12 protein-coding genes are annotated in these 12,526 nt (G+C 72.8%); 9 read left to right on the top strand and 3 right to left on the bottom strand.

Annotation, left to right across the window (positions count from 1 at the left end):
* Window positions 1–61: 61 nt before the first annotated feature.
* On the bottom strand, window positions 62–1,291 hold the full coding sequence (locus P696_RS0139940) for a cytochrome P450 family protein (RefSeq protein ID WP_026416704.1): 1,230 nt from the start codon (window positions 1,289–1,291) through the stop codon (window positions 62–64).
* Window positions 1,292–1,440: 149 nt separating this feature from the next.
* On the opposite strand from P696_RS0139940, the gene P696_RS0139935 reads away from it, so the two are divergent.
* The 4 genes from P696_RS0139935 (at window position 1,441) to P696_RS0139920 (ending at window position 5,278) form a co-directional block, all read left to right on the top strand.
* A complete protein-coding gene (locus P696_RS0139935; RefSeq protein WP_026416703.1) occupies window positions 1,441–2,670 on the top strand; it encodes a cytochrome P450 in 1,230 nt (409 codons plus the stop codon).
* Window positions 2,671–2,766: 96 nt separating this feature from the next.
* Complete coding sequence (locus P696_RS51340; RefSeq protein ID WP_051468910.1) at window positions 2,767–3,600, top strand: hypothetical protein; 834 nt, start codon at window positions 2,767–2,769, stop codon at window positions 3,598–3,600.
* A 10-nt stretch (window positions 3,601–3,610) separates the two neighbouring features.
* Entirely contained in the window at window positions 3,611–4,714 is a 1,104-nt protein-coding gene (gene menC, locus P696_RS0139925) for an o-succinylbenzoate synthase (protein WP_026416702.1), read from the top strand.
* Window positions 4,715–4,717: 3 nt separating this feature from the next.
* Window positions 4,718–5,278, top strand: a complete 561-nt coding sequence (locus P696_RS0139920) for a carboxymuconolactone decarboxylase family protein (protein ID WP_026416701.1) — start codon at window positions 4,718–4,720, stop codon at window positions 5,276–5,278.
* A gap of 16 nt (window positions 5,279–5,294) precedes the next feature.
* Here P696_RS0139920 and P696_RS0139915 read toward each other — a convergent pair whose 3' ends face one another.
* A complete protein-coding gene (locus P696_RS0139915; protein ID WP_026416700.1) occupies window positions 5,295–6,338 on the bottom strand; it encodes a cobalamin-independent methionine synthase II family protein in 1,044 nt (347 codons plus the stop codon).
* Between the two features lie 130 nt (window positions 6,339–6,468).
* Window positions 6,469–7,002, bottom strand: a complete 534-nt coding sequence (locus P696_RS0139910) for an SRPBCC domain-containing protein (RefSeq protein ID WP_026416699.1) — start codon at window positions 7,000–7,002, stop codon at window positions 6,469–6,471.
* A gap of 670 nt (window positions 7,003–7,672) precedes the next feature.
* Between P696_RS0139910 and P696_RS0139900 the strand changes: the two genes are divergently transcribed.
* The 5 genes from P696_RS0139900 (at window position 7,673) to P696_RS0139880 (ending at window position 12,487) form a co-directional block, all read left to right on the top strand.
* Complete coding sequence (locus P696_RS0139900; RefSeq protein ID WP_026416698.1) at window positions 7,673–8,872, top strand: DUF6004 family protein; 1,200 nt, start codon at window positions 7,673–7,675, stop codon at window positions 8,870–8,872.
* A 235-nt stretch (window positions 8,873–9,107) separates the two neighbouring features.
* Complete coding sequence (locus tag P696_RS0139895; protein ID WP_026416697.1) at window positions 9,108–9,983, top strand: class I SAM-dependent methyltransferase; 876 nt, start codon at window positions 9,108–9,110, stop codon at window positions 9,981–9,983.
* Entirely contained in the window at window positions 9,980–10,624 is a 645-nt protein-coding gene (locus P696_RS0139890; protein ID WP_245627988.1) for a YncE family protein, read from the top strand. The genes P696_RS0139895 and P696_RS0139890 overlap by 4 nt, the downstream gene beginning before the upstream one ends.
* Window positions 10,617–11,942, top strand: a complete 1,326-nt coding sequence (locus P696_RS0139885) for an ABC1 kinase family protein (RefSeq protein ID WP_245627987.1) — start codon at window positions 10,617–10,619, stop codon at window positions 11,940–11,942. The genes P696_RS0139890 and P696_RS0139885 overlap by 8 nt, the downstream gene beginning before the upstream one ends.
* A 29-nt stretch (window positions 11,943–11,971) precedes the next feature.
* A complete protein-coding gene (locus P696_RS0139880) occupies window positions 11,972–12,487 on the top strand; it encodes a hypothetical protein (protein ID WP_026416694.1) in 516 nt (171 codons plus the stop codon).
* Window positions 12,488–12,526: the final 39 nt, after the last annotated feature.

Raw genomic sequence — 12,526 nt, 5'->3', positions numbered from 1 at the left:
GCCGTCGTCTCGGCCTGGCGTCCCCGCGCCTGACGAGACCGGTACCGGACCGGCCGCCTCCTCAGACGAGGACGGGCAGGGTCTGGTGGCCGTTGGAGATGAACGAGGGGAGGGGCCGCAGCTCGGCCGGGTCGACGGCCAGCCTCAGGTCCGGGAAGCGGGCGAACAGGGCGGGCAGGGCGACCGCCGCCTCGAGCCGGGCCAGCGGCGCGCCGAGGCAGTGGTGGACGCCGTGGCCGAACGCCAGGTGCTCCTTGTCGGCGCGGGTGACGTCGAGGACGCCGGCGTCGTCGCCGTGCAGGCCCGGGTCGCGTCCGGCCGCGCCGAGGCAGCTGATGATCGCCTCGCCCTTGCGGAGCACGACGCCGCCGTCCACCTCGATGTCCTCGACGGCGAACCGCAGCGGCAGGTTGACGATCGGAGGCTCGGCGCGCAGGGTCTCCTCGATCACGTCGTCCCAGCTCGCGCGGCCCTCTCTCACCAGGGCGAGCTGGTCCGGACGCGTCAGCATCGCGTGGACGGCGTTGTCGAGCAGGTTCACCGTCGTCTCGTGCCCCGCGCTCAGGAACAGCCCGAGCGTGTCGACGAGCTCGTCCTCCGACAGCTGCGAGCCGCCGTCGCGGGCGGCGATGAGGGCGGACGACAGGTCGTCGGCCGGGCGGGCCCGCTTCTCCGCGACGACCTCGCCGAGGATCTCCTGCAGGCGCGGGAGCGCGGCGGCGGCCTCCTCGGGGGTGGCGGTCGTGCGGAAGAAGACGTCGACGCACCGGCGGATCTCCTCGCGCGTCTCCGGCTCCGCGATCCCGAACAGCTCGCAGATCACCTGGATCGGCAGCGGGTAGGCGAACCGGTCGCGCAGGTCCACCGGCCCGTCCGCCCCCGCGTCCGCGACCTCGTCCAGCAGGCGGGCGACGATCGCCTCGATCCGCGGACGCAGCGCCGCCGTCCGCCGGACGGTGAACGCGCTCGACACCAGCCGCCGCAGCCGCCGGTGGTCCGGGCCGTACGCGGTGAACATGTTGCGCACCGTGACCCAGGCGATCAGCGGCCACTCGGGCCGGATCTCCCCGTTCGTCAGGAGCGGCCAGTGCCGGTAGGCGTCCTTCGAGACGCGGGCGTCGGTCAGCAGCCGCCGCAGCAGCTCGGGGTCGCTGACCGCCCACGCCGGGACGCCGTCCGGCAGGAGGACCCGCGCCGCCGGACCGCGCGTGCGGATCCGCGCGGCGTCGCCCAGCACGTCGGCGCCGGTGGGATCGAGGACGAACGGACCCTGCTCTTCGGGAGTGCGCATCGGACGCTCCAGAGATCGGCCGGAGGACGGCGGCGGACCGCCGTCACAGCGCCGCGGCCCGTCCCCACTCTCCGTCCGTGACCGGCCGTGCGCAAGGGGGAGCGTAGGCTTCGGCCGACCGCCCGGCGACTCCCCACGGGAAGACGACGATGGACACCGACGAAGCAGGACGGACGCTCGCCGACCCGGCCGCCCACGCCGACGAGTCCCGATTTCACAGCGCCGCCCGGATCCTCCGCCGCGACGACCCGGTGCGCTGGGTGGAACCCGACGGGTACGCGCCGTTCTGGGCGGTCACCAGGCACGCCGACGTCCTGGAGGTCGAACGCCGCGACACCGTCTTCCGGAACGCGCCGCGCCTGGTGCTCGGGACCGCCGAGTACGACGCGATGCGCGCCGGAGGCGGCGGCGCCCGCACGATCGCGCACATGGACGGCCCGGAGCACCGCGCCGTCCGGGCGATCGGCGCCAGCTGGTTCAAGCCCAGGGCCATGCGCGCCCTGGAAGCGCGCGTCCGCGAACTCGCCCGCCGCCATGTCGACCGGATGGCGGACCTCGACGGCGAGTGCGACGTCGTCGAGCACGTCGCCGTCCGGTTCCCGCTGCAGGTCATCCTCTCGCTGCTGGGCCTGCCCGAGTCCGAGTACGACCGGATGCTCGCGCTCACCCGCGAGCTCTTCGGCGCGGACGACGCCGAGCGCAGCCGCGGCACCGGCGCGGAACAGCGCCGCGCGGTCCGGCGGGACCTGTTCGCGTTCTTCGCCGACCTCACCCGGGCCCGGCGCGAGCACCCGACGGACGACCTCGCCTCGGCCATCGCCAACGCCCGCGTGGACGGCGAGCCCCTGAGCGACCTGGAGACCGCGTCCTACTACGTGATCATCGCGACGGCCGGGCACGACACCACGTCCGCCACCGTCGCGGGCGGGCTGCTCGCGCTCATCCAGCACCCTGACCAGCTCGAACGTCTCCGGGCCGACCCGGGCCTCATGCCGTCCGCGGTGGAGGAGATGGTCCGCTGGGTCTCGCCGGTCAGGAGCTTCATGCGCACCGCCGCCGAGGACGTCGAACTCCGCGGCAGGACCGTCCGCGCGGGACAGGCCGTCCTGCTCTCCTACCCGAGCGCCAACCGCGACGAGGAGGTCTTCACCGACCCGTTCCTCTTCGACGTCGGACGCGACCCCAACCGGCACCTGGGGTTCGGGTCCGGCGTCCACTACTGCCTCGGGGCCGCCCTCGCCCGCATCGAGATCCGGGCGTTCTTCGAGGAACTGCTGCCCCGGATCCGGGACATCGGCCTCGCCGGGGAGCCGGTCGGCGTCGCCACCACGTTCGTCGGCGGCCTGAAGCGCCTTCCGATCCGCTGCGTCCTCACCTGACACCCGCAGACTTTGAGGATGTTTTGTCCTCATGCAGGCGTGAACACCCGCGACGGCGGCATAGCGTCGGAGTGATCGCTTCCTGGGAGGACGGACGTGCCGGTTGATCACGAGGGACACCGGGCCGGGCCGGTGGTGCGCGAACTGCGCGAGCTGGCCGAGTTCGACGCCGTGGTGCGCCTGGTCGAGGAGATCTGGGGCGTCGACGCCGACGGCGACCCGGTCTCGGCGGAGATGATGCGGGCCCTGTCGCACGCGGGCAACTACGTCGCAGGCGCCTATCAGGACGGACGGCTCGTCGGCGCGTCCGTCGCGTTCTTCGCCACGCCCATCGGCACGTCCCTGCACTCGCACCTCACCGGCGTGTCCGGCGCGGGACGCGGCGTCGGCCTGGCCCTCAAGCTGCACCAGCGCGACTGGGCCCGTGCCCGCGGCCTGTCCCGCATCACCTGGACCTTCGACCCGCTCGTCCGTCGCAACGCCTACTTCAACCTGGTCAAACTCGGCGCGCGGCCGGTCGAGTACCTGCCGTCCTTCTACGGCGCGATGGGCGACGCGATCAACAGCGGCGACGAGAGCGACCGCGTCCTGGCCGCCTGGGACATCAACGAGACCGAAACCCGGCTGGGCGATCCGGGCCGTCCCGCCGAGTACGCCCTCCGCGACCGCGACGGCCGCCCCGAGACCATGGACACGGGCGCCCGCAGAGTCCTGATCGAGTTGCCCGCCGACATCGAGACGCTGCGCCGCACCGACCCGGACGCCGCGCGCGCCTGGCGGATGGCCGTCCGCGAGGTGCTGGGCGGCCTGCTCGCGGACGGCGCCCGCGTCACCGGCTTCCACGACCGCACGGCCTACGTCGTCGACCGCGCCGAGACCCTCCGTCCAGCCGCAGAGCCGTCGTCCGCCGTGGAGGCGGGCCGTCCGTGAGGAGCCGCCGATGAAGATCAACGGGATCGAGCTGCGCCGGATCGCGATGCCGCTGGTCGCGCCGTTCCGCACGTCCTTCGGCACCGAGACCGCCCGCGACGTCCTGCTCGTCCGCGTCGTCACGGGCGAGGCCGAGGGCTGGGGCGAGTGCGTCGCGATGGACCTGCCGCTCTACAGCTCCGAGTACGCCGACGGCGCCGCCGACGTGCTGCGCCGCTTCCTGATCCCCGCCCTTCCCCAGGATGACGTGGACGCCTACGCGGTCGAGCGGGCGCTGGAGCCGTTCAAGGGGCACCGGATGGCGAAGGCCGCGCTCCAGACCGCCGTCCTGGACGCGCAGCTCCGCGAGTCCGGCCAGCCCCTGGCCCGCTACCTGGGCGCGTCCCGCGGCCGGGTGCCGTGCGGGGTGTCGGTCGGGATCATGGACTCGATCCCCGAGCTGCTCGACGCCGTCGCGGGCTACCTCGCCGAGGGCTACGTCCGGATCAAGCTGAAGATCGAGCCGGGCCGGGACGTCGCGCCGGTGCGGGCCGTCCGCGAGCGGTTCGGCGACGACCTGCTGCTCCAGGTGGACGCCAACGCCGCCTACACCCTCGCCGACGCCCCGCACCTGGCGAAGCTCGACGCGTTCGACCTGCTGCTGATCGAGCAGCCGCTCGCCGACGACGACATGGTGCAGCACGCCGAGCTCGCCCGCCGCCTGCGCACCCCCGTCTGCCTGGACGAGTCGATCGAGTCCGCCGCGCACGCCGCCGCCGCGATCACCCTCGGGGCCGCGTCCATCGTCAACATCAAGCCCGGACGCGTCGGCGGCTACCTGGAGGCCAAGCGCATCCACGACCTGTGCCGCGCGCACGGCGTCGCGGTCTGGTGCGGCGGGATGCTGGAGACCGGCATCGGCCGCGCCGCCAACGTCGCGCTCGCCGCCCTGCCCGGGTTCACGCTGCCCGGCGACACCTCCGCGTCCCGCCGCTACTTCGCCGAGGACGTCACCGAGCCGTTCGTCCTGGACGACGGGCACCTGACCGTACCCACCGGGCCCGGTATCGGCACCGAACCCGACCAGGATCGGCTACGGGCCTTCACCACGGCGTCGGAGTGGATCAGTATCTGAGGCATGCCGCACATTCATCTGGACAATGACCTGCCCGGGATCGTCGGACTGTTCCAGTACCGCCCCGAGACCGCGCGCCCGATGAGCGAACTCGCGGAGGTGCTGCTGCGAGGGCCGGGAACCCTCGAACGCGGCGAACGCGAACTGATCGGCGCCTACGTGTCCGGGCTCAACGAGTGCACGTTCTGCGCGTCCTCCCACTCGGCCTTCGCCGCCGCCCAGCTGGACGGCGGCGCCGACGTCGTCGAGCGGACGCGCCGCGACCCGGCCACCGCGCCGGTGTCCGACAAGCTCAAGGCGCTGCTCGCGATCGCCGGGTCGGTGTGGCGCGGCGGAAGCCACGTCGAGCCCAAGCAGATCGATGCGGCGCGCGAACACGGCGCCACCGACCTCGAGATCCATGACACCGTGCTCATCGCCGCCGCGTTCTGCATGTTCAACCGGTACGTGGACGGCCTGGGCGCCCTCACCCCCACCGATCCGGCCGCCTACGCCGCGATGGCCGAGCCGATCGTCAACCTCGGCTACATGCACCTCTTCGCGCAGCCGGACCAGGAGGGCTGAGCGACCGGCCCGAGGCTCAGGCCCCGAGGACCTCCGACGCCAGGGCGGTGCCCTGGACCCGCGCCGCGACCTTGGCGAACGCGGTCTCCCGGGAGGTGGACGTGTCGTCGGCGAACGGGGAGAACCCGCAGTCGTCGCACGTCCCCAGCCGGTCCACCGGCAGGTGGCGGGCCGCTGCGAGGATCCGGTCGCGCACCTGCTCGGGGGTCTCGACCACGGGGTCGATCGGATCGGTCACCCCGACGAAGACGCGCGCGTCGGGGGGCAGATGGTCGGCGATGACGCTCAGCGCCCGGTCCGGGTCGGCCTCGCTGGCCATCTGCACGGAGAAGTTCCCGGCCCTGAGCCGGAACAGCCTGGGCAGCAGCCCGGCGTAGTCGACGTCAAGGCTGTGCGTGGAGTCCTGGTCGCCGCCCGGGCAGGTGTGCACGCCGATCCGGGCGCGTTCCCCGGAGTCGAAGCGCTCCAGGACGCGGTTGTTGAGCGCGACGAAGTCGTCCAGCACGCCCCCGCTGGGATCGAGCTTGAGGGACAGGCGCCCCTCGGTGAAGTCGAGCTGGACGACGTGCGCGCCCGCGTCGAGGCACCCGCGGATGTCGGCCTCGGCCTCGTCGACCAGGTCGTCCAGGAACTGCTCACGGGGGTAGCCGGGGATGCCGTCGGCCGGGTAGAGCAGGCTGAGCGCGGACGGGGCGATGACGGCCTGCTTGACGGGCCGGGTCGCATGGCGCTTCGCGGCCCGCAGGTAGTCGACCGCGTGCTGCTGGTACCGGAACGGACCGGCCGTCAGCCGCGGCAGCTGCCGGGTGTGCCCGTCCGCGAACGGGATGACGACGCCGTCGGGGGCCAGGGCCGCGAGCCCGGCGATCGGGTAGGTCGCGAAGCTCGGTTTGGCCTGCTCACCGTCGGTGACCACCGGCGAGCCGGCCTGCTCCAGGCGCGAGATGGTGTCGGCGACGGCCTTCTCCTGTGCGGCGGTGGCGTCGCCGCCCGAGGCCATCGCGGCGAGGAGTTCGGGGGGACGGGGAATGCTGCCGATCGGTTCGGTAGGTATGCCCATGGCGCGACCCTAAGTGACGCTCCATGACGGGTCAATCACTTGTCGTGAAGCAGGAAGTCAAGGGTCTCGCGCTGGCCGGACCCGGTCGGCCGGGCCGCCCGAGCGGCCGGCCGACCGGGGGAGCGGTCGGTCAGGGGACCAGCTCGGCGTAGTGCTTCTGGAGGGCCTTGCGGTCCTCCTCGGTCCACTCCGGGATCTCCTCGCCGCGCAGCCGCAGCCCGATCATGTCGAGCAGGTGGTGCCAGCCCGCGCCGTTGCGCGCCAGGACCATGACCGGGTCGATGTCCTGCCCCTGGGCGGCGGCCCTGACCTCGCCGAGGTCCATGGTGTGGGTGAGGGTGATCGTCGAGCCGCCGCCGGCCTCGTCCACCTTCCAGATGACCACCGCGCTCGGGTTCATCTCGTTGAAGTAGGTGTGCTCCAGCCGGTGCGGCGGCTCCACCTTGACGACCCGGTCCTCGACCCGCTGGGCGCCCATGTGGACCATCACGATCTTCCCGTCGGGGCGCAGGTCGTACTTCTCGACCTCCACGCCCATCCACTGGGCGATCTCGGACGGCGTGGTGATGACGCGCCAGACCTCCGCGACCGGATGGTCCAGGCGCCGTTCGTAGGTGAACAGGGCCCGGTCGCCGTCGCGCTGGATGGTGCCGTCGTCGGTCATGTGCTGCTGCTCCTTGGCGTCGATCCTTGGCGTCGAGATGGAAGCGCGTCCGGCCCGCGCGACCGGAGGTCGCGGTGGTGCGGCGGGCCGGGCGCCGGTCTCCGGCGGCGGGCCGGGGCGGCGCGGAACGGCCGGCGCCGGGCGTCGGCCCGCGAGCGGGCCGGGCCCGATTCGCGCGTGCGCGAGCACCGCGAAAGCACTCACTCTCTGTAATCTTCCATGCACGGCAAGGGCTGTCAAGGTCGCGCGCCGACGCCCCGGAACGTCTTGCGCACTCCCTCAGAGCCAGAGTTACTATCTGTTTTTCAAGTGATTCGCTGAGGCGGTGTGCAGAGGACGGCGGGTCGGCGCCCACCGGGCGTGGGTGATCCGGCCGGTCCGGAAAGGGGTCGTATGGCTCTGGAGAAACACCCCATGGTTGAGGTGGTTGACCCAGCTGAGCTGGGAGATCTGGGTGGTGTGGCGGAGGGGCGTGAGGTGCGGGTCCATCTTGCCGGAGAGTTGGGAGGACGTCGCCCCGCGGTGCCGGTGCGGCGTCGTCCGGGTTCGGGCGGTCCGCGTGAGGGTTGACCGGTCACTATAAAAAGTTATAGTGACGTCATCAGGGTCTTCGGGCTCGCGCGACCGAGGCCCCGCACGACGATCTCATCAGACGCTGGAGGTGTCTGGCTTGAGTTCTCTCCGTGAGACGTACGAGTCCCTCAATCTCGAGCCCAAGCCGATCCGGCCGCACATTCTCGCGGCGGCCACGGTCGTGTTCGGGGACGACTACTACGCGGGCCGCCGGGAGACCATCAACCTCTCGGGGTTCGTGCAGCTGAACAAGTGGCCCATGCCGGGCTTCGAACACCGGGTCGACGAGAAGGGCCACGCCGAGCTCGAGCTCGAGCTCATCAGCGCGCCCGAGGTCGGCATCAAGGGCTACAGCTACGAGCTGGACGACCGTATCCAGGTCCTGTCCAACCCGTTCCTGCCCAACACCGGCCACGTGCGGCAGATCGTGCCGGGCAAGAACTTCCCGGCCGAGTTCTACATCCGCCGCTTCGGCATCCTCGAGACCAGCACACTGCGGCTGGCGCACCGCAACGTCATCGACATCTACGGCGTGGTCGACGGCATCCCGCCGTACAAGAAGCCGCTCACCGGCCCCTACCTGGGCTCCCCGCGCGGCGACGGCCCGTTCGACGTCGTGCAGGCGCCGAACGTGGTGCGCGGCACCACCCTCCCCGAGGCGTGGTACCCGGCCAACGACGACAACGAGCCGGTCGGCATCACCCCGACGGTGTTCTTCGCCGAGAGCGCCGGACCGTGCATGTCCATGCTGGTCGACCCGTCCCTGATCATGCAGGTCTCCATGGAGGGCTCGGTCCAGATCGAGGTGGACGGCCGGACCGAGACCGTCGACCTCGCGGGCGACTACCGCAAGGCCGCGGGCACCGAGATCCTGCTGTTCGGCCCCGAGAAGCACGACGGCCAGGGCGTGCTCGCGCAGATGGCGCGGGTCGCGATGTCCGGGCAGAGCAACCTGCTCGGTGGCCGGGTCATGCTGCGGGCGAGCTGGCCGCGGCCGTCCGGCGGCACCCTCGGTGAGGGCACCGAGGACAGCCTCAGCCGCCTCCGCTTCCCGTCCGACCTGCACATCGACGGCGAGTTCGAGCTGGTCGCGCCGGAGGCGACCCTGTACGCGGCGAACGCCGTGCACGTCACGGGCAAGCTGTCCGACCTCGAGGCGACCGGTACCGAGCTGTCCCTGGTGGGCGCCGACTCGGCGCTCCTCTCGGCGGACGGCGTCGTCAAGGCCCGGCTCACCGGCCTCAAGCTCGTCATGCGCGACGCGCACGTCGGCGAGACGGCCGCGGTCAACATCTGAGCCGCCCCGGCCGCCGCTTGACGCGGCGGCCGGAATCGGAGTTACTTGAAATTCCGATAGCGTTCGGAAGGTGCGTCCCTCCCGGGTCCACGAAACCCCGGGAGGGACGCGCGTCCGCCCGCCCGAGCAGACGCGAACCGACGCGAACCGAGACACGAGCCCGCAAACGACCGCCGATCCTGATCCGTTCCGCCCGGGACCCGCCGTTCCGGGCCGCGCCTCCGGGAGGACGTCCGTGGACCAGCGCCTCGTGCTCATGCACCAGGCCATGCTCGCCGACCGGCCCAGGCTGGACGCCTACGACAAGGCGCTGGCGGCGTCCGTGCGGGGCGGCGTGGTCGCCGACGTCGGCGCGGGCACGCTCGCGCTCTCGCTGCTGGCGCTGCGCAACGGCGCCTCGCGCGTCTACGCGGTCGAGGCCGACCCCGCGACGGCCGAGCTCGCCGGGGAGATCGCCGAACGCAACGGGCTGCGGGGGCGGCTGACGGTCGTGCGCGGCGACGCGCGGACCGTGGAGCTGCCCGAGCGGGCCGACGTGGTCGTGTCGGAGATGATGGGCAACCTCGGCCCCGAGGAGCAGATGATGGACGTCCTCGGGGCGTTCAACGCGGCCAACCTCGCGCCGGGCGGACGGACCGTCCCGCACCGGCTGGCGACGCGGCTGGCGGCCGTCCAGTTCGACGGCGAGGGCTGGGGCCTGTGGAACGGCGACTTCTACGGCTACACGCTGGACGCCGTCCAGGACGCCGCCGAGCCTGCCGCGCAGCTGCACTTCTTCCAGCGCCCCCCGACGCTGCTGAGCCGCCCCGCGACGGTGGCCGACCAGCGCCCCGGCGGCGCGTCCCGGCTGGACGCCGGGCGCTCGCTGACCATCACCAGGCCCGGACGGCTGCACGCGGTCGTCGGGTACTTCACCGCGACCCTCGCGAAGGGGATCACGCTGTCCAACCTGCCGTCCTATCCCGGCTGCAACTGGGCGGTGTGGGTGTGGCCGCTGCGGCACACGCCGGTCGAGGCGGGGGACATGCTCCGGATCCGCCTCGTGCCGCCGCCGGACGTCCGGGACGTCGGCCGGTGGCGCATGGAGTGCGGCCTGAGGAAGGGGAGATGACGATGCCGTTCGCGGCGGGCACGGTCCGGGACATCCCGGTCCGCGCGTTCAAGCTGTGCGGCCTGACCTGGACCGGGCAGGACCTGTGGTTCTCCGAGGCCGTCTCGAACCAGATCATGGCCCTCGACCCGGCGTCCGGCGAGGTGCGGCACCGGGTGCCGTGCGCCGACGTCCGCACCGACCTGACGACCCTGGACGGCGACCTCGTGCAGGTCGCCGGGCCGGACCGGGATCTGCGGGTCCTCGACCGGCACGGCGGCGAGGTGCTCGGCGAGCGGCCGAACCCGCGTCCGGGGAACGTGCTGTGCGGGCTGGAGGCGACCCGGCACGGGCTGTGGCTCGGCTACGAGGACCTGCGGCAGATCGACCTGCGAGACCCGGCCGACCTGCGGCTGCTGGCGTCCTACCCGGTCCGCCGCCCGGTCGCGGGCATCACCATGTCGGACGGCTTCGTCGCCTACTCCGACTACCGGGGTGCGACGATCAACCTGCTGGACCTGGCGCGCGGCGTGGAGGTGGCCTCGGTGTCGGTCGCGGGCAACCCGACGGGCATCGCCTGGGACGGCACCCGCATCTGGTACTGCGACTACACCACGCTCCAGCTGCGGGCCATCGAGATCCCGGGGATCGCCGGTGACTGACCGGCCCGGTGGGCGGACGGCGAGTCCCGGCGGGCCCGCGGCGGAGGCGTTGCTGCTCACCGGACGGGCGGTGCGCGTCGCCGCGACGACGGCGCTGGTCGCGGCGGTCGCGCTGCCCGCCGCGCTCGCGCTCGCCCTGGTGCGCGGACGCGACGCGGGGCTCCGCCACCTCTACCGGAGGCTGACGGTGCTGCTCATGCTGCTCGGCCCCGCGTTCGTGAAGGCGGGCCAGGTCCTCGGGACGCGCCGGGACGTCCTGCCCGGCGCGCTCTGCGACGAGCTCTCCCTGCTGCAGGACGCGACGACCCCGATGACGCCCGCGCAGTCGCGCCGCGGGCTGGACGCCGCGTACGGCGCGTCCGGCCCGGCGCCCTTCGGCGGCCTGCCCGGACGTCCCGTCGCCAGCGGCAGCGTGGCCTGCGTGTACGCCGGGACGCTGCCGTCCGGGGAGCGGGTCGCGGTGAAGCTGCGCCGCGTCGGCGTGGAGCGGGCGATGCGGCGCGACCTGGCGCTGCTGCGCGGCGGCGCGCGGATCGCGGCCCGGACGCGTCCGCTGCGGGGCGTGCCGGTGACCGAGGTCGTGGACGGCATGTGCGCCGCGGTGCTCGGCCAGCTCGACTTCGGCCGCGAGGCCGAGAGCCTGGCCCGGCTGCGGGACGCGCTGGCGACCGTCCCGCGCGTGTGGGTGCCGAAGGTCCACGCGGACGCGTCGAGCCCGCGCTGCATCGTCATGGAGTTCATCCCCGGCCTGGAGCTGGACACCGCCGCGTCCTGCCCGCCCGCGCTGCGCCGCGCGTTCGCCGGGTCGGCCCTGACCGCCGTCTACCACATGCTCTTCGTCACCGGTTTCGTCCATTGCGACATGCATCCCGGGAACCTGTACTTCACCAGGTCCGGGCAGGTCGTCGTGCTGGACGCGGGGTTCAGCGTGCAGCTGTCGGACCGGCTGCGCCGCCTGTTCGCCGAGTTCTTCCTGAACATGGCGACCGGGCGGGGCCGCCGCTGCGCCGAGATCGTGCTGGAGAGCGCGGCGGGCGTCCGCCCGGACGCCGACCTGGAGTCGTTCACCGTCCGGATGGCCGACCTGGTGGAGCGCAGCCACGGGCTGCCCGCGCGGGAGTTCAGCCTGATCGCGTTCGCCGCCGAGATGTTCGACCTGCAGCGCCGGCACGGCGTCCACGCGGCGTCCGAGCTGATCTTCCCGCTGCTGTCGCTGCTGGTCATCGAGGGGACGATCCGCGACCTGGACCCCGGGATCGACTTCCAGGAGGTCGCCAGGCCGGTCCTGAACCGCGGGCTGTTCGGCGCCCGCGCCTGAGCACGGCGAGTGGACGGGAGAGGACTGTCATGACAGCGGATCCGTGTGCCGGGACGTTCCGTGCGTTCCTCGGTCGCGCCCGGGACGCCCGGGTGCTGGAACTCGGCGGCACGAGCCTGGAGAGGTGGGCCGCGCACGGCCGCGCGTCCGCCTACCGGACCCTTCCCGAGGACGACCTGGACGGCTGGTCGGGCCACGCCGACGGGACGTTCGACCTGGTCGCCTCGTGGATGGCCGTGCAGCGGACGCGGAACCTCGCGCGGCTGCTGGGGACCGTCCACCACCACCTCCGGCCCGCCGGACGGCTCGTCCTGGCCGTCCCGCATCCGCTCGCGACCGCCGCGGCGGGGGACGGGCCTCCCGCGTACTTCCGCGAGGGCGAGCGGAAGGCGGGCGGCGAACTCGTCCGGCACCGGACGATGGCGAGCTACCTGAACGAGCTGAGCCTGTGCGGGTTCCAGCTCGTCGAGCTCTCCGAGGGCGGCTCCGGCGGCCTGCCGACCGGCCTGGTGTTGCGGTGCCGAAGAGCGGGCGTGTCGGTTTAGATCTGTATAGCCTCCTCCCGTCGGACCGTCCGGACGAGG

Origin of the sequence: Actinomadura oligospora ATCC 43269 (genome assembly GCF_000518265.1) — a bacterium.
GTDB classification, from domain to species: domain Bacteria; phylum Actinomycetota; class Actinomycetes; order Streptosporangiales; family Streptosporangiaceae; genus Spirillospora; species Spirillospora oligospora.
Note: the sequence above shows the minus strand (reverse complement) of the source record. Positions and strands in the feature narration are given on the sequence as shown.